Here is a 17,715-nt window from a genome sequence, read left to right on the forward strand (position 1 = left end):
TGCTTAATAGAGTTATTAAAGGAGGAATAAGTGTGTCCAAAAAGCAAAACCAACCTCGCGCTCCTTATGCGTCAAATCGACGTAAAAAACAAAAATGGACGACGATCGTCATCTACCTTATGATTATCGCGATGCTTTTAAGCTCTCTCATGATGGGCGTTAGCATGTTCGTATAAATCAAAGTTTGAAACGTCATAGACATAGCGCTATGGCGTTTTTATTTGATCTATTGTTAATGTTAAGTATTTTGTTCGTAAAATGTTGGGCTGCAAATATCGAAAACATCAATCATATTTATGTTCTAATCGTATAACATGACTTCGCTAAACGTGATATGAATTATGTCACCTGATTATTCCCTTTTTTAAGAATGGTAACGTCCAACATTGTCAATATGAATTTTTTATTAAAATCGCTGTTTAAGAGGTTACAAACAGCGATTATCGGGAATGAGAGAATTATATTAAAATATTTTAACATCAAGGAGTGAAAACATGGCATTTTGGTTAAAACGTTATAAAATGATCTTTTTATTTTTTGCTTTGCTATTAATTGTTGGTATTTATACATTTAATAATTTACCTCAACGCGACTTCCCTGTAACACCTTTAAACCAAGTTTCAGTTTCAACAGCATATCCAGGAGCTTCACCAGAAGAAGTCGAACGCCAAGTGACTTCTGTCATTGAAAATGAGGTCGGTCAATACGAAGGAATCGATTCCTATCAATCGACATCAACGCGTGGTTTTTCAACCATTATCTTATCGTTAGAAGATGCTACAGATGAATCCGATCTCGTTTCAGAACTTAATCAAAGTATTAGTCAATTAAGTTTACCTGACGATGCCCTTGAGACCAACGTTACCGCTGGGGAAATTGAAACACCTAGTCAATCTTACTTTTTCACAGCTTCTGATCGTGAAACACTTTACCAGTTACAAGGAGAAGAGACGGAATGGAAAGAAGCGCTACAATCCATTAATGGTGTTGCATCCGTCGAATTTAATGGCTTAGAAGAAGAACAAGTCGTCATCAATTTAGATTCCGAAGCGATGCGAGAAAACGGCGTCCAATTTCCTAACGTATTAACTGCTTTAGAACAAGAGTGGAAACCAACACCGGTTGGTGAGCAAGAAACCGAAAATGGTTTTGAAACATTAACGATTCAACATTATGATTCAATCGATAACATCGGTGAAACGACCGTTCCTGCACAAAATGGCTCGATCGAACTTAGCGAGTTAGCTTCGATCGACTTACAACCTGTCGAACAACCAAATTTCATTATGTATGAAGGTGAAGATGCACTAAATTTAACGATCTACCTTGAAAGTGACGTCGATATTCCTTCTATTAGTCAGCGTGTCGATGAAGAAGTGCAGCAATTAGCGTCCAACCTTCCGAATGAGATTAATTTTGAACATTATTTCGATCAATCGAGCTTTATTTCAGGTGTCTTTAATGACCTGTTTTTATCATTAGCAATTGCCGTCATCGCCGTTATTTTAACGACGACATTAGGTCTAACGTTAATTGGTTCACTCGTTGTTGCCGTTGCCATACCTGGCTCCCTTATTTTTGGTCTAATACCGTTACCATTCCTTGATGTCACCCTAAACCAAATCTCGGTGATAGGGGCTATCATTGCACTCGGTATTTTAGTTGATGACTCCATTGTCTTAAACGATAATATTGAACGACGCTTCCGATTAGGGGACACACCTCTTGAAGGAACGCTTCGAGGGACAAAGGAAGTCCGTAATTCCATTATTACATCAACGCTAGCGATCGTATTTACATTTTCGCCGTTAATCTTTTTATCCGGCGCTAATGGTGCTTTTATACGCGCTTTACCTAGTGTCTTAATATCAACACTCATTGCATCGACGATTATTGCACTCACGTTGGTGCCTGCGTTAAGGTACGCTCAATATAAACGCAAACAAAAACCAATCAAATCGAATCCAGGGTTAATCGGATCATGGTTAAACAGAGGAGCTCACGCTTACGCGCACAAACTAGTCAAACGCTTCATTCGCATTCCAAAACGAACAGCAGCGATTGGCTTATTAATCACGACAGGAATATTCGCCTTAGTCGTATGGACACCATTTGAATTTTTCCCTGCAGCAGACCGGGAAGAAGTCACAATCGATGTCTCATTAGAAAATGGGCTTACGAAAGAAGATACGTATGATACATTACAAAACATGGCTTCGGATTTAAATAGCAGTGATGAGCCGATTAAAGACATTAGTCTGTTTACAGGCGATAGTGCACCGCAATTATTTTCCCAAGGACAAGGAAACTCTGGAGCTAATACAGGCCGTCTCTATGTGCGTATTGACAATACAAAGACGAGTGCTGAAACGTTTAAAGATGAGTGGGAAACAACTTTACGAGACAACTATCAAGACGCTACGGTTTTCATCGAAACGATTCAACAAGGACCTCCAACTGGTGCGCCACTCACTTTGACAGTAGAAGGTAATGATTTAGATGAGATGATCAATATTCGCGATGAGTATAAAGATAAATTACGAGAAGAAGGGGCCAACCTTGTTGTTGATAATGTTGGTTCTCTAACTGAAAATACCGTTTATCAACCAAATCGTGACGTATTAAATGATTATCAACTATCAATACAAAATATAAGCGAACAGCTAGCCTTGCGTACAACGGGCATTCCATTTACAACGATTTCGAATGGATTAGATCAAACAGACGTTCAATTATATGTTGATCGTCTCGAGTCCGGCGAAGAATTGAATTTAGATGACATTGTCTTACCTGTTAATGCGGATAATGGTCCACCAGTTGTGTCAGCATCAGAATTGATGGATACTGAATCTCAAGACGTTATTCCAACGATCCATCATGACAATGGTGATCGTGCCATTACCATTCGAGCATATGCAGACGATACTGGGCCGATTGAAGAAGCCATTCAGACTGATGTGAATGAGTTCAACGAAGCACATGACAACATCACGCTTTCAACAGGGTCAGAAACAGATAACCAAGACAGCTTCTTTGCTGAGATTATTGTGATATTTGCTGTCGTTATATTACTTGTTTATTTATTAATTGCGTTCCAGTTCAACTCGTTATCTATGCCGTTTTTAATTCTAATCTCGGTTTACTTAGCGATTGCTGGTGCTATATTAGGATTATTCGTAACGCAAACACCGATTAGTTTCCTAGCTGTTACCGGTATGGTTTCCTTAACGGGTATCGTCGTTCGTAATTCTCTTGTACTCGTGGACTTCATTGAGCAAGCAGTCGCCGAACAAGAGTCGTTATCTGATGCGATTGTTCAAGCTGCAGAAGCGCGATTTAAACCGATTATACTAACAACGATTACGTCTATCGTTGCCTTAACACCTGTTGCCGTCAGTGGTGATGTCTTATTTAAACCACTAGCAATCACCATTATTGCAGGTATTATGTTCTCAACGATATTAACGTTAATTCTCGTTCCTGTTTTGTATATCATCTTTAACAAACGAAGACACAAGTCGTTGGCATAAACAAAAAAAGGATTGCCGTTTTTGTGAAGCGGCAATCCTTTTTTATATATCACTCTTTTTAAACGAACGTTTTAAAATTAAGTATTGTTCAATCTCGTTTAACAACAAATATAAATTCGCACGATCCTCGAACGTTTCCCGGTCATGCGGGAGAGGTTCGTTATTAAATTGGCGACGTATCTCTTTCAATTCTTCTAAATATTTAACCGCTGTATTCCCGGGGTGAACATGTGTAGCTAAATCTTCAAACAATTGCCCGATATAACGATACTCATTCTCTGATGCATTCATACGACTAATTAGCGGAAGCATCTGTTCTAAAATGTCAAACTGCTTTTCGCGCATATGAAAATAGTGATAAAACGGATGATGTCGACGCAATAAATGATTTTCAACATCACGAGATGCCAGTTGATTAGCTTCTTCTAACAATTGAGCAGTTTCTGTTATTTCTTGGCCTGACCAATGATAATCGCCCGTTTTTAAATAATCCGCAATCTCTTGCAAGATAATGGCGAAATTATCTTCTATCTTATTCCGAATTTTAACAAGCTCAGAATCTAAGCTTGGCATATACATATTCAGTAGTAACGCTACGCCTAAACCAACTGTAAGTAACACAATTTCATTAATGACTAAACCAATTGTTAAGTGTGCTGCTCCATAAATATGCAGCATAATAACAGAACTTGTGACAACACCTTCTGTAATTCCTAAACGAACCGTAATCGGAATAAATACAATTAAAACAAATCCAAAAACGAGCGGATGATAACCGAGCAGTTCAAATAGCAAACCTGATACAGCAATGGCTACTAAACAGGCATAAAAACGGTACCAGGCGCTTTGGATAGAACGCTGCCGAGTAACTTGAATACATAAAATCGTTAAGATTGCAGCACTGATTGCATTATCTAAACTCAGTGCATGAGCTATGACAATTGAAATAGGTGCACCAATCGCCGTTTTGATCGTCCTAGAGCCGATTTTAAACATGCAAACGCCTCTTTCTTTTTGTTTCACTATACCATAGTGTGACCTCTTTAAACACAAAAGAAAAGGTGGCATGCACCACCTTTTTCCTGATTAATACTCTTCACAATGTTGATCAAAAACCGATTGTAATTGTTGTACGACTTCCATCGGTGTTGAACTTTCAATTTCATGACGCTCAATCATCGTGACTAGCTTACCATCTTTCATTAAAGCAAATGATGGTGAAGATGGCGGATAGCCTTCGAAGTAACCACGAGCATGTTCTGTTGCATCGCGATCTTGTCCAGCAAAAACCGTCACTAAATGGTCTGGTCGATAATCATAATGAATCGCATTAGCAGCAGCTGGGCGAGCAACACCGCCGGCGCAACCGCAAATCGAGTTCACAGCAACTAATGTTGTTCCGTCACGTGAGAAAGCTTTATCAACGTCTTCTGGTGTTTTCAGTTCTTCATAACCAGATTCCGTAATTTCAGATCTCGCTTGGTCAACGAAATCTTGCATATACAAGTTGAAATCCATATCGCATGGCCCCTTTTATCTATTAATTTCAATATCATCATATCAACAATTATAAACTGTTTCAAATTTTGCAACTTTAGATGACGATTTTTATATAAAATAGACACACCTCGATTAAGAGGCGTGCCCTAGTTTTTTTAGTATATAGATGTGTTGTCATCATTCATACTTTCAAGAATAGACTTCACACGTTGTAAGAATTGACCACAAATCAGACCGTCCAAGACGCGGTGGTCAAGTGACAGACATAAATTAACCATATCTCGCGCTGCAAACATGCCATCCATGTAAACAGGTCGTTTAACGATCGATTCAACTTGTAAAATGGCTGCTTGAGGATGGTTAATGACACCCATAGACTGGACAGAACCAAATGAGCCTGTGTTATTAACGGTGAACGTGCCACCTGACATATCGTCATTCGTTAATTTACCGTCACGTGCTTTTCCGGCTAATTCGACGATGTCTTTCGCAATCCCTTTAACACTTTTATCATCAGCGTGTTTGATAACTGGAACGAACAATTGATTATCACTAGCCACTGCAATCGACAAGTTAATATCTTTCTTTTGGATAATTTTATCCTCTGCCCACATACTGTTAAGCTCAGGGAATTCTTTCAGTGCTTGCGCGACTGCTTTCACGAAGAAAGCAAAATAAGTTAATGAATAGCCTTCTTTTTGCTTAAATTCATCTTTCTTTTGGTCGCGTAGCTTAACGAGATTGGTCACGTCAACTTCGACTGTCATCCATGCATGAGGGATCTCGGTAGTCGATTTAACCATGTTTTGTGCAATAGCTTTACGAACACCTGACACCGGAACTTCGACATCACCTTGTGCTGCACTCGGCGCAGGTGATGGTGAACTAGGTTGAGTGCTTTGAGCCGGTTGGGATGGCTGTTGTTGACTAGCAACTTGTGGCTCAGATGTTGCAGTGCTCGCCTGTGGTACCTGACCAGATGCAATCACCGCTTCCACGTCTTTACGTGTGATGCGGCCACCTTTACCTGAACCCTCCACTTGATTTAAATCAATATCATTTTCTTGTGCTAGCTTGAGTACAGCTGGCGAATAACGCTTTTTCATCGATTGGTCTTGAGATGCTTGTGATGGTTCTTCCGCTGATTCATTGGCTTGTTCACCACTACCTGAACTGGCTTCAGAACCTCCATCACTTCCCTCAACGTCTATATAAGCAATTAAACCACCAACTTCAATCGTGTCACCTTCACTCGCAACAAGTTCCGTAATTTTGCCTGTAAATGACGACGGGACTTCTGCATTAACTTTGTCTGTCATCACTTCAGCAATCGGGTCGTATTTATTCACTTGATCGCCGACACCGACGAGCCACGAACTGATCGTACCTTCAGTTACACTTTCACCTAGTTGAGGCATTTCTACCTTTTCAACTGCCATGTTTGATTACCTCCTTTTCTAACGTATCGAAATTAAAATTCCGCCAATTCACGCATTGCTTTTTCTAACTTATCTGGATTAATCATAAAGTATTTTTCCATTGTCGGCGCATACGGCATGGATGGAACGTCTGGCCCAGCAAGTCTCTGAACAGGTGAATCTAAATCAAACAGACAGTTTTCAGAAATGATGGCCGATACTTCACTCATAATACTGCCTTCTTTGTTGTCCTCTGTTACTAATAGAACTTTGCCTGTTTTCTTCGCCGCTTCAATAATCGCTTCTTGATCAAGCGGGTAAACCGTACGCAAATCTAAAATGTGGGCTGAAATACCTTCTTCTTCTAGTTTTTCAGCTGCTTCTAACGCAAAATGTACACCTAAGCCATATGTGATAACGGTAATATCATCACCATCACGCTTCACATCAGCCTTTCCGATTGGAAGAACGTAATCGTCGTCTGGCACTTCGCCTTTAATTAAACGGTAAGCTCGCTTGTGTTCAAAAAATAACACCGGATCGTCATCGCGAATAGCGGCTTTTAATAACCCTTTGACATCATAAGGCGTTGACGGCATCACGATCTTTAAGCCTGGTTGATTCGCAAATACAGCTTCAACCGATTGTGAATGGTATAACGCACCGTGTACACCACCGCCGTAAGGAGCACGAATAACCATTGGACAATGCCAATCATTATTGGAACGGTAGCGAATTCGAGACGCTTCAGAAATAATTTGGTTCACTGCAGGCATGATGAAATCGGCGAATTGCATTTCAGCAACCGGACGCTTCCCATACATCGCAGCACCAATTCCAACACCAGCAATAGCTGATTCAGTTAACGGTGTATCCATAACACGCGATTCACCGAATTGATCGTATAGCCCTTCTGTCGCTTTAAAGACGCCTCCTTTTTGACCAACGTCTTCACCAAGGACAAATACGGAATCATCGCGCTCCATTTCATCTTTTAGAGCACTTGTTACGGCTTGTATATAAGACATGACCGCCATGATTATTCCCCTCCTTCTTCTGCATATACATATTTCAAGGCATCTTCAGGCTCAGCATATGGCGCATTTTCCGCTTCATCTGTTGCCTGATTAATTTCATCATCAATTTCTTTATTTAACGCTTGTTCTTTTTCCTCTGTTAACACGCCAACGTCACGTAAATATTGAGCAAAAGAAATTAAACTATCTTTCTTCTTCATCTCTTCAATTTCTTCAGCAGATCGATACGCTTTATCGTTATCATCACTAGAATGAGCCGTCAAACGCTCAGTCATTGCTTCTATTAATGTTGGACCTTCACCATTCATAGCACGTTCATGTGCTTCTTTCACAACACCATAAACTTCAAGTGGGTCATTGCCGTTTACTTGATAGCCTGGCATGCCATAAGCAACACCACGATCTGCAACAGAAGCACTAGCAATTTGGCGTTCGAGCGGAACAGAGATCGCGTATTTATTATTTTCAACCATCGTAATAACAGGTAATTTTTGAACACCAGCAAAGTTTAACCCTTCATGAAAATCGCCTTGGTTTGATGACCCTTCACCAAGTGTGACAAACGACGCGATATTCTCGCCATCCATCTTCGCTGCTAATGCAATCCCAACAGCGTGTGGTAATTGCGTTGTCACAGGTGAAGATCCTGTTAAAATGCGATTTTTCTTTTGACCAAAGTGACCTGGCATTTGTCTACCACCAGAGTTCGGATCTTCGGCTTTCGCAAATGCTGCTAAAAACAATTCGCGTGTCGTCATACCAAATGCTAACACAACACCTAAATCGCGATAGTAAGGCGCGACATAATCTTTGTCCAAATTGAGGGCATAGCTCGCACCAATTTGGGCTGCTTCTTGACCTTGGCACGAAATCACAAATGGAATTTTACCTGCGCGGTTCAATAACCACATGCGTTCGTCAATCTTTCGCGCTAATAACATCGTGCGATACATCTCAAGTACTTGTTCGTCTGATAAGCCTAATTCGCTATGACGATTCTCGACTTGACTCATAGAAAAACCTCCTTATATTAACCATGAATTTGTTTACCATCAACTGCTAACGCTGCTTCACCGATCACTTCAGAAAGTGTCGGGTGTGGATGAATCGTTTCGCCAATTTCCCACGCTGTTGCATCAAGCACCATCGCTAGACCCGCTTCAGAAATCATATCTGTCACGTGAGGTCCAATCATATGCACACCTAATAGATCATCATTACTAGCATTCGTGATGATTTTCGTAAATCCTTCTTTTTCGCCGTGAACTAATGACTTACCAACGGCTTGGAATGGGAACTTGCCAACTTTGATTTCATATCCTTGTTCCTTTGCTGCTTGTTCAGTAAGACCAACACTCGCCATTTCTGGATGAGAATAAATACATGATGCAATATGGTTGTAATTGATCGGTTCTGGATTTTCATTCGCCATATGTTCAACGGCAAGAATGCCTTCATGTGATGCAACATGTGCGAGTTGCATACCACCAATTACATCACCAATCGCATAAATATGTGATTCTTTTGTTTGACCGTACTGATTGACTTTAATAGAACCATTTTCAACGATGATATCTGTATTTTCTAACCCAATGTTATCCACATTAGGTGCGCGTCCAACTGAGACGAGTAAACGATCGGCATCAAATGATTGTTCCTCTCCATTCACATCGGCTTTAATCGAAACACCGTTATCTGTCGTTAACGTGTCTGGCATGACTTTAGCACTCGTTACAATATGAATCCCTTTTTGTTTCAGGGCTTTTTCCGCTTCTTTCACCACATCATGATCTTCCGTTGGCAAAATCTGATCCATAAATTCAACGACTGTCACTTGAACCCCGAAGTCAGCTAACATCGATGCCCACTCTATTCCGATCACACCGCCACCGACGATGACAATTGATTCTGGTAAGGATTCCATTTGTAACGCTTCATCTGACGTCATAACCAAATCACCATCGACTTCTAATCCCGGTAACGTTTTCGGTTTCGAGCCTGTTGCGACGATGACGTTTTTCGGAACGATCATGTCGTTCTCTTCGCCGTTGTTCATCTCCACCGAAATCGTTCCAGCTGTTGGTGAGAAGATACTCGGACCTAAAATCCGACCATGCCCCTCAATAACATCAATTTTTCCTTTTTTCATTAACCCTTGTACACCTTGGTGTAGTTGGTTAACGATCTCTTGTTTACGCTCTTGTACTTTGACGAAATTTAAAGACGTATTCTCAGTGTCGACACCATAACTGGCAGCGTTTTGAGTTTGTTGATACACTTCCGCACTTCGTAGTAACGCTTTCGACGGTATACATCCTCTATGTAAACAAGTACCGCCTAAATCGCTTTTCTCAACCATCGCGACACTTAAACCGAGCTGACTTGCTCGAATCGCTGCGACATAACCACCTGTTCCGCCACCTAAAATGGCGAGATCATATTCTTTAGCCATTGTTGAATCCCCTTTCAAATTGGCTTATTGATACTCTTTTGCCGTTTCTTCTCCATTTAAAACGCGTGTTGCGCCTTCTGCTAATGCTTCTAACTCGTTTTCCCCTGGGTGAATAACGACATCCGCAATCCAACTAACGCGTTCTCGAATCCAGTCGACTAACATATCGCTATAAGCTAAACCACCTGTTAGCACAATCGCGTCGATATTTCCTTTTAAAACAGGACTTATACGCCCGATTTCTTTAGCGATTTGATATGCCATTGCTTCATAAACGTCACGTGCTTCTTTGTCGCCATTTGATACACGTTGCTCGATATCTTGAGCATCATTCGTATTTAAATAAGCAACTAAGCCACCTTGTCCTACGAGTAACTTATGCATCTCTTGCTGTGAATATTGAGATGAAAAACATAAATCAACGAGCTGCCCGGCTGGGAGTGTCCCAGACCGCTCAGGTGAAAATGGTCCTTCTCCATTCAAGCCGTTATTAACATCAATCACCTTTCCACCTTGGTGCGCTCCAACTGTAATCCCACCACCCATATGACATAAAATAAGATTTGACTCTTCATACGATTGGTTTAATCTTTTAGCCGCTTTACGAGCGACAGCTTTTTGGTTCAAGGCGTGAAAAATACTTTTACGTGGCATCTCAGGATGACCTGAATAACGGGCTAAGTCGTCAAGTTCATCCACGACGACTGGATCGACAATAAACGCTGGGATATTAACATTATTCGCAATTTCATAAGCCAGCATCGCACCTAAGTTAGATGCATGTTCACCGTTTTCAGCCCGCTTTAAATCATCGATCATATGTTGATTGACTCGATACGTACCACCCTTAATCGGCTTTAGCAGACCACCTCGCCCGCACACCGCGTCGAGTTTAGATAAATTAAACCCTTCATAATCTAAGACATCTAATATAACGTTTTTACGAAATATATATTGATCGATAATCGAGTCAAAACCGTCTAAATCATCCGATTGATGACGAATCGTTTGTTCAAATAATTGATAGTCTTGTTCAAACACAGCAATCTTAGTTGATGTTGAACCTGGGTTGATGACAAGAATGCGATTGTTCATAAAAAAACCTCCCATTACTTGCGACGTGAGATAATGCTGTGTTCATTTTGTAAAAATGTACTGCGTGTTTGACGAACCGTTGCAATTCGCTCTTCTGCCATACGATCAGCTGCTTTGTGAGTAGAGATATTATCGCGTTTTGAAATATCGAAAATTTTCGTTAAGCTATCATAAATCGTTTCAATCTGTTTATAAGCACGGTTTTGATTATAACCATTAAGTTCATCAGCAACATTAATAACACCACCTGAATTGATCACATAATCCGGTGCATAAACGATGCCTAATTCGTTTAACTTATCGCCATGGCGTTCTTCAGCTAATTGGTTGTTCGCTGAGCCTGCGATAGCTTTTGCCTTAAGTTGTGGAATCGTATCATCATTAATCGTAGCCCCTAATGCACACGGCGCATAAATATCACAGTCAACAGAGTAAATATCGTCAGGGTCAACCGCTTGGGCACCGAAATCATTCACCGCACGTTTTACTGACTCTTTATTAATATCCGTGACAATTAATTTTGCCCCTTCTTCGTGTAGGTGCTTACACATATGATAAGCAACGTTACCAACACCTTGTACTGCAATTGTTTTACCTTCTAATGAATCCGTGCCGAACGCTTCATGAGCAGCCGCTTTCATGCCACGGTACATACCGTATGCTGTTGCAGGTGATGGGTTACCTGAAGAACCAAATTCAGGAGAAATACCTGTCACATAATCCGTTTCCGTATAAATATAATCCATGTCATGCTCCGTCGTACCAACGTCTTCAGCCGTAATATAACGACCATTCAACCCTTGGATATAGCGACCGAACGCACGGAACATTTCCGGGTTCTTATCAGTTTTCGGATCTCCCATAATAACGGTTTTACCGCCACCTAGATTTAAACCAGCAGCTGCGTTTTTATACGTCATCCCTTTCGCTAAACGAAGCGCATCAACAACGGCTTCTTCCTCCGTGTTATACGTCCACATTCTCGTACCACCTAAAGCAGGGCCCAATGTTGTGTCATGCAGCGCGATGATCGCTTTTAGTCCTGAATTTTTGTCTTGGCAAAAAACCACCTGTTCGTAATCGTATTCTTCCATGTAAGTAAATAATTCCATGATAAATCCTCCTTGTAATTAAGATGAAGTTAACGCGAACGCTAATGAATAAATTTTACTTTCTGCTGTATCTGCACGTGACGTCAACACGATAGGTGCTTTCGCGCCACTGATAATACCGGCAACTTTGGCATTGGCGAAATACGTGAATGATTTATACAGCGTATTACCAACTTCGATATAGGGACAAACGAGAATATCTGCTTGTCCTGCTACGTCGGACTCGATTTTTTTCTCTTCTTTTGCCATAGGCGAAATCGCATTATCAAAACCTAATGGTCCATCGACTGTGCAGCCTGTAATTTGCCCGCGTTTTTGCATTTGAGATAAAACGGCGGCATCGACTGACGCTTGCATCGTCGGATTGACAATTTCCACTGCTGCTATAGGGGCAACTTTCGGATTATCATACCCGATTCGATTCGCTACATCGACTGCGTTTTGTGTAATTTGCGCTTTTTCTTCTAAATCTGGCGCAATGTTCATACCCGCATCGGTTAAAAATAACATCCGATTTTGTTGTGGCATTTCAAACAACGCCACATGTGATAACACACGACCATTTCTTAAACCTGAGTTTTTATTTAACACGGCTTTCAAGACGATTTTCGTCGCGACATCACCTTTCATTAACACATCGGATCGTTCTTCTGAGACAGACATCACCGCTTTCTCAACAGCATTTTCAACGGATGTTGCATGGTGCAGTGTTATGTGCTCATGTTGTAAGTTGAGGTCGATCGCTTCTGCTGCTTCTTGAATCTTTTCCATGCTTCCAAACAGTTTAAAAGTGGCTAAATGTTTTTCAACGCCTTCTTTTACTGCTTTTAATGTTTCGACATTGGTCGCTTCTGCAACGGCGACCGTTTTCTTTTCTTGCATATGACATAAATCATCTACAAGTTGATCTAAGTTCATGATTTTTCTCACCTTCATGTTATGTTATTTCGTTTTCAGCCTTGAACATGTTTGCCTAAATTATGCTTTTCCATTTTGTAATACAGATTGCGTATTGAAATATTGAGTTGTTTGGCTGTTTTCGATTTAATATAATTATTTTTCTCTAATGTTTCTAATATTAGTTGCTTTTCGAATTCATCTAAAGCATCTTGTAAAGGCATCGTATCGCTTTGTTCTGGCTCGTTAAACAAATCCAATTCATCCCATGTTTGTTTACGCAAGGACGGTAAGTGATGATCGGCAATCTCGGTTTTGTTTTGATCCATACTGATCATTGCTCGACCGATAATATTTTCTAACTCGCGAACGTTACCTGGAAAATCATAATCCCTTAACCGCTTCAAAGCCTCAGGTTGGATGGACTGAACATGTCTGCCGTAATCTGCATTCAAACGTGTGATCAAATGGTCGACGAGTGGTTCTATATCTACCTTGCGTTCTCGTAATGGTGCAATCATGATGGGTAAACGATTCAATCGGTAAAATAAATCTTCACGAAACTCCTGTTCCATCATCGCACGTTCTAAATTAACATTGGTCGCAGCGATTATACGCACATTTACATTTCGTGGCTCTTGACTTCCGACTCTTGTTACTTCTTGGTGTTCTAATAAATGAAGAATTCTTGCTTGAAGATGGACGGACAAATCGCCTATTTCATCAAGAAAGAGCGAGCCATTATGTGCTTCTTCAATTAACCCTTTTTGTTGCTCAGGTGGCCCATAGGCATCACCGAACAATGATTTTTCCAAAGCATCTTCGTCCATCGCAGCGCAGTTGACTCGAATGAATTTATAGTGTTTGCGTTCACTTTCATTATGAATCGCGTGAGCAATCAATTCTTTTCCAGTCCCTGACTCCCCACGAAGCAATACAGTGACTGGTGTTTTGGCACCGATTTTCGCTTGATCTAATGCAAGGGACATCTCCGTTGAATGAGCAATAATATCATCGAACGTATACTTAGCTTCTAAGTTTCGAATAATTTGCCTTGCCTTTTTTAATTCCGACGATAATGATTCAATTTCCGATAAATCATGAATAACACCGACACTGCCTTTTAGCACACCGTCAACTAAAATAGGAGCAGCATTCACTAATACATCGCGTTTACTCGGACCTACTTTCATTCGGGCTCCACGCACAGGGCGTCTTGTACGCAACACTTGCATATGCATACTTTCGCCTTCAGATATATCAGTAGTTGCTGGTTTACCAATGACATCATTTTCATTCAACCCTGTTATATTTGTATAAGCAGGGTTTATAAGAATACCGCGTCCATTTTCATCCACAACGGAAATCGCTTCTTCACTTGACTGAATAATGGCCTCAAGCATCGTTTGAATATTTTTTAGATCTGTTATTTCTTCCGCTAGTTCAACGACTTCTGTAATATCTTTAAAAACAGCAAATGCACCTAACAATTCACCGGTGTTCGTCATAAGTGGAATACGCGTTGTAATAATACGCTTACCATTATGTAAATGGAGTGATTGATTAAGCTCCTTTTCTTTCGTCCGCATGACGTTTGGTAAATGCGAATCAGCTATAATGTCTTCAATGGGTTGACCGACCATATCTGGTTTATTAAAGTCAAGAATGATTTCTGCTGCTTCATTCACATAGGTCACGTGATGATTTAAATCAATGACAATCATGCCATCATGAATCGAATCGAGCAATAATTTGCGCGAATCTGTTTCTTTTTTTAATTCGTTTAACAACGATTCGCGTTCATTTAGTAAGTTATAAATCATGTGTGCAACCGTACCAGGAATAAGCACAGATTGTTTTGATTTATGCTGCTTTAAGTCGTCAAATACATCTTCTTTCCCTGTTGTCTCAACGATGATATCGAGCGGTTCATTTAATGCGCCCAAATAAGATTCATACGTGTTTATGCCTTTTTGTTGCGCTAATTGAAATCCAGGTGCTTGTTGATCGATATCTGCAACAGCTTGCACGCGTATCATATCAGATTGTTCAAATAAATGGATGAGCGCTGTTCCACCTTGGCCAGCACCAACAATTAACACTTTTTGCATAGCATAACACCTTTGTTTGCAATTTTTTGCACACTTCTATCATATTGAAAGCGCTTTAAATATGCAAGTATTTTTCATTTTTTTCATGAATATTTTTTGGTATACTATATGAGGTATTAAAGGAGAGACGGTTATGCGACTATTAGCTTTAATCATCATGATCATTCCTGGTGTCATTGCCGCTTACGGTATGAAATTAATGCGTGATGCTTTTTTCGGACAAGTTGCTGCAATATTTTTCAATAATGTGTTTTTGCAATTTATTGGAGGACTCGCCCTATTTATCGGAGGCATCGGTTTTATCGGTGGATTTATTGTTCACCGTGATCGCAAACGAGACAAAATTCCTAACAAACATTCATCGTAATAGGTGATTGTATAGTAAAATCCCGAACGCCTCTTGGCATTCGGGATTTTTTAGAAGTATTTATTATACTTTTTCAAAAAACTCTTGATACAACGAACGAACAGCTTCGTCAACTTTATCTTCTGCGATACCAAACATCATCGATACTTCAGATGACCCTTGGTTAATCATATCAATATAAACATCCGCATCAGCAAATGCTTTTGTCGCTTTCGATGCGACATGAAGTCTCTCACTCATCCCTTCACCGACGAGCATGACCATGGCCAAACCATGAATAACATCAACCGTATCAGCATCTAATTCATTTTTAATCCGGTTCTTCAATCGTTCTTCTTTGTCCCCTTTAATGTGATCGCGACGAATGATGACGGACATATCATCAATCCCTGAAGGTGCATGCTCAAACGAAATATCCATATCGGCTAAAATGCCTAACAAACGATGACCAAACCCAACTTCGCGGTTCATTAAATATTTACGAACGTAAATTGAAGAGAAGCCTTCATCACTAGCTATCCCTACAACTTGCTGGCTTAAGTCTTCTTTTTGAGCGACAATCATCGTGCCTTCAACTTCAGGCTCGTGCGTACTTTTAATACAAACGGGGATGTTTTTCTGGAAAGCCGGAATTAATGCTTCGTCATGGAACACGGTAAATCCAGCGTACGACAATTCACGCATTTCTTTATACGTTAACGTCTTAATTTCTTGCGGTTGATTAACGATTGTCGGGTTGACGCAATAGACAGAGCTGACATCCGTAAAGTTTTCGTACAAATCTGCTTTTACACCAGCGGCAATAATTGACCCCGTAATATCTGAGCCACCACGCGGGAATGTCGTTAAGACACCTGTTTCCGTATAACCAAAGAAACCAGGTATTACGACTACGCCTTCCCGTTCATTTAATTGATAAATATCATCGTAACTTTTTTCTAAAATCTGTGCTCCGCCTGGTTCTGAGTTGACAATAATCCCTGCATCTTTCGGATTAACATATGTCGCCTGTGTGCCACGCTTGTTCAAATAAGCACTTAATATACGAGCAAGCGAATCCTCACCCATTGCTTTAAGACCATCTGCTAAGTGTGTTGTGTTTGTCGTTTCACGAAGTAAACGGCGGGATTCATTTTCAATTCTCGCAACAATTTCATCAGACAAGCCCAACTTATCTGTAATGGCCTGAAATCGTTGTGAAATTTTGAATAAAGTGACTTCATAATCTTGACCACTATTATATTGTTCCCCTAATTGAATAAACATGTCTGTGACTTTTTCATCGTCATCATGTCGTTTACCGGGTGCGGAGACAACAATGAACTTTCTTTCTGGATCCGCTTCAATAATAGATGCAACCTGTTCAAGCATCGAATGATCTGCGACAGAACTTCCACCAAATTTTGCTACTTTCATGTTTATCACCACTATTATGAATTTTTTTATAACGAACAGTGATTATTTTAACATATTCGGCACAAAAGAAAAGGGACGCTAGGACAAAACCTAATCAAGTAAAGTAAAACCCTTACGATTTAATTTAAAATAAATCGTAAGGGTTTTCTGCTTGAATGACGCTTCATCAAAACGCTCCGCTTTCCATCAGCTCTCACCGTAAGCGGATCATCTGACACCAACAGTCATCATCCCAAAATTCAACTTGATTTGCCCTACCTAACAAATAATGCACATACACGTATCCTCACCTCTCCTATTACATAAATATGTACTATGGAAATGTGATAGTACAACCTTATATTAACTACTTAATATTAGGACGAGGAGAGTGTAAAATATTTTGTGTAAATAGAATATGACCACGTGATGGTATAGAAAAAGGAAGACCCTTTCTGTAGAATAAAGTTAGCACACAACATCCACAGGAGGTCTTCCTATGAACCATCTTACTACAGATTTAGTTGAAGCACTAGCCCAAAAACAAGATTTAGAAGACGTTTTTCGCCGTCATTTGGAAACAGCCATTAACCAGTTATTGAAGCACGAATTGACTTCGTATCTTGCCTATGAACCGTATGATCGGCAAGGTTTCAACTCTGGTAATTCTCGCAACGGGTTCTATGATCGAACCTTCAAAACAGAGTACGGCGAACTCCAGTTACGTATTCCGCGTGATCGTAACGGTGAATTTGAGCAACAGACAGTTGCGCCTTATAAACGCTCAAGTGACACGCTTGA

At 40.4% G+C, this 17,715-nt stretch carries 15 protein-coding genes; 4 read left to right on the forward strand and 11 right to left on the reverse strand.

Annotated features, from left to right (window positions below; translation table 11 throughout):
- Positions 1–32 precede the first annotated feature (32 nt).
- Together prli42 and ABID56_RS02455 are read left to right on the forward strand one after the other, a co-directional pair.
- Positions 33–176, forward strand: a complete 144-nt coding sequence (prli42, locus tag ABID56_RS02450; RefSeq protein ID WP_354218955.1) for a stressosome-associated protein Prli42 — start codon at positions 33–35, stop codon at positions 174–176.
- A 318-nt stretch (positions 177–494) separates the two neighbouring features.
- Complete coding sequence (locus ABID56_RS02455) at positions 495–3,530, forward strand: efflux RND transporter permease subunit (RefSeq protein ID WP_354218956.1); 3,036 nt, start codon at positions 495–497, stop codon at positions 3,528–3,530.
- 42 nt (positions 3,531–3,572) lie between these two features.
- On the opposite strand, the gene ABID56_RS02460 is transcribed toward ABID56_RS02455, so the two are convergent.
- The 10 genes from ABID56_RS02460 to ABID56_RS02505 form a co-directional block, all read right to left on the reverse strand.
- Positions 3,573–4,526, reverse strand: coding sequence for an aromatic acid exporter family protein (locus tag ABID56_RS02460; protein ID WP_354218958.1), 954 nt, complete (start codon positions 4,524–4,526; stop codon positions 3,573–3,575).
- Between the two features lie 90 nt (positions 4,527–4,616).
- On the reverse strand, positions 4,617–5,048 hold the full coding sequence (locus ABID56_RS02465) for a BrxA/BrxB family bacilliredoxin (protein WP_354218959.1): 432 nt from the start codon (positions 5,046–5,048) through the stop codon (positions 4,617–4,619).
- A gap of 137 nt (positions 5,049–5,185) precedes the next feature.
- Positions 5,186–6,469, reverse strand: coding sequence for a dihydrolipoamide acetyltransferase family protein (locus tag ABID56_RS02470; RefSeq protein WP_354218960.1), 1,284 nt, complete (start codon positions 6,467–6,469; stop codon positions 5,186–5,188).
- Positions 6,470–6,501: 32 nt separating this feature from the next.
- Positions 6,502–7,485: an alpha-ketoacid dehydrogenase subunit beta gene (locus ABID56_RS02475; RefSeq protein ID WP_354218961.1), complete on the reverse strand. Its 984-nt coding sequence runs from the start codon at positions 7,483–7,485 to the stop codon at positions 6,502–6,504.
- 2 nt (positions 7,486–7,487) lie between these two features.
- Positions 7,488–8,498 carry a thiamine pyrophosphate-dependent dehydrogenase E1 component subunit alpha gene (locus tag ABID56_RS02480; protein ID WP_354218963.1) on the reverse strand — a complete coding sequence of 337 codons (1,011 nt, stop codon included), beginning with the start codon at positions 8,496–8,498 and terminating at the stop codon, positions 7,488–7,490.
- Positions 8,499–8,515: 17 nt separating this feature from the next.
- Positions 8,516–9,937 (reverse strand): dihydrolipoyl dehydrogenase, encoded by a 1,422-nt coding sequence (gene lpdA, locus ABID56_RS02485; RefSeq protein ID WP_354218964.1) that lies wholly within the window; start codon positions 9,935–9,937, stop codon positions 8,516–8,518.
- Positions 9,938–9,961: 24 nt separating this feature from the next.
- Positions 9,962–11,032 (reverse strand): butyrate kinase, encoded by a 1,071-nt coding sequence (buk, locus tag ABID56_RS02490; RefSeq protein ID WP_354218966.1) that lies wholly within the window; start codon positions 11,030–11,032, stop codon positions 9,962–9,964.
- A 14-nt stretch (positions 11,033–11,046) separates the two neighbouring features.
- The gene (locus ABID56_RS02495; protein ID WP_354218967.1) at positions 11,047–12,144 is read right to left on the reverse strand and encodes a Leu/Phe/Val dehydrogenase; all 1,098 of its coding nucleotides are present in this window, start codon (positions 12,142–12,144) and stop codon (positions 11,047–11,049) included.
- A gap of 18 nt (positions 12,145–12,162) precedes the next feature.
- Positions 12,163–13,080, reverse strand: a complete 918-nt coding sequence (gene yqiS, locus ABID56_RS02500; RefSeq protein ID WP_354218969.1) for a phosphate butyryltransferase — start codon at positions 13,078–13,080, stop codon at positions 12,163–12,165.
- Between the two features lie 17 nt (positions 13,081–13,097).
- Positions 13,098–15,152: a sigma 54-interacting transcriptional regulator gene (locus tag ABID56_RS02505; RefSeq protein ID WP_354218970.1), complete on the reverse strand. Its 2,055-nt coding sequence runs from the start codon at positions 15,150–15,152 to the stop codon at positions 13,098–13,100.
- Between the two features lie 133 nt (positions 15,153–15,285).
- On the opposite strand from ABID56_RS02505, the gene ABID56_RS02510 reads away from it, so the two are divergent.
- Entirely contained in the window at positions 15,286–15,519 is a 234-nt protein-coding gene (locus ABID56_RS02510; RefSeq protein ID WP_354218972.1) for a DUF2627 family protein, read from the forward strand.
- A 63-nt stretch (positions 15,520–15,582) separates the two neighbouring features.
- Here the strand turns inward: ABID56_RS02510 and ABID56_RS02515 are convergent, their stop codons facing one another.
- The gene (locus ABID56_RS02515; protein ID WP_354218974.1) at positions 15,583–16,935 is read right to left on the reverse strand and encodes an aspartate kinase; all 1,353 of its coding nucleotides are present in this window, start codon (positions 16,933–16,935) and stop codon (positions 15,583–15,585) included.
- A gap of 478 nt (positions 16,936–17,413) precedes the next feature.
- Here ABID56_RS02515 and ABID56_RS02520 point away from each other — a divergent pair.
- On the forward strand, positions 17,414–17,715 hold a 302-nt coding region (locus tag ABID56_RS02520; RefSeq protein WP_354218976.1), incomplete at its 3' end, for a transposase.

The organism is Alkalibacillus flavidus (assembly GCF_040545925.1).
Taxonomy (GTDB): Bacteria; Bacillota; Bacilli; order Bacillales; family Alkalibacillaceae; genus Alkalibacillus; species Alkalibacillus flavidus.

What these genes read in the sequence shown, in the direction of transcription:
- yqiS (WP_354218969.1), bottom strand. Translation starts at nt 13,080, where the DNA reads ATGAAGGTGAGAAAAATCATGAACTTAGATCAACTTGTAGATGATTTA.
- lpdA (WP_354218964.1), bottom strand. Translation starts at nt 9,937, where the DNA reads ATGGCTAAAGAATATGATCTCGCCATTTTAGGTGGCGGAACAGGTGGT.
- ABID56_RS02460 (WP_354218958.1), bottom strand. Translation starts at nt 4,526, where the DNA reads ATGTTTAAAATCGGCTCTAGGACGATCAAAACGGCGATTGGTGCACCT.
- ABID56_RS02470 (WP_354218960.1), bottom strand. Translation starts at nt 6,469, where the DNA reads ATGGCAGTTGAAAAGGTAGAAATGCCTCAACTAGGTGAAAGTGTAACT.
- ABID56_RS02465 (WP_354218959.1), bottom strand. Translation starts at nt 5,048, where the DNA reads ATGGATTTCAACTTGTATATGCAAGATTTCGTTGACCAAGCGAGATCT.
- ABID56_RS02475 (WP_354218961.1), bottom strand. Translation starts at nt 7,485, where the DNA reads ATGGCGGTCATGTCTTATATACAAGCCGTAACAAGTGCTCTAAAAGAT.
- ABID56_RS02515 (WP_354218974.1), bottom strand. Translation starts at nt 16,935, where the DNA reads ATGAAAGTAGCAAAATTTGGTGGAAGTTCTGTCGCAGATCATTCGATG.
- buk (WP_354218966.1), bottom strand. Translation starts at nt 11,032, where the DNA reads ATGAACAATCGCATTCTTGTCATCAACCCAGGTTCAACATCAACTAAG.
- ABID56_RS02505 (WP_354218970.1), bottom strand. Translation starts at nt 15,152, where the DNA reads ATGCAAAAAGTGTTAATTGTTGGTGCTGGCCAAGGTGGAACAGCGCTC.
- ABID56_RS02480 (WP_354218963.1), bottom strand. Translation starts at nt 8,498, where the DNA reads ATGAGTCAAGTCGAGAATCGTCATAGCGAATTAGGCTTATCAGACGAA.
- ABID56_RS02510 (WP_354218972.1), top strand. Translation starts at nt 15,286, where the DNA reads ATGCGACTATTAGCTTTAATCATCATGATCATTCCTGGTGTCATTGCC.
- ABID56_RS02455 (WP_354218956.1), top strand. Translation starts at nt 495, where the DNA reads ATGGCATTTTGGTTAAAACGTTATAAAATGATCTTTTTATTTTTTGCT.
- ABID56_RS02495 (WP_354218967.1), bottom strand. Translation starts at nt 12,144, where the DNA reads ATGGAATTATTTACTTACATGGAAGAATACGATTACGAACAGGTGGTT.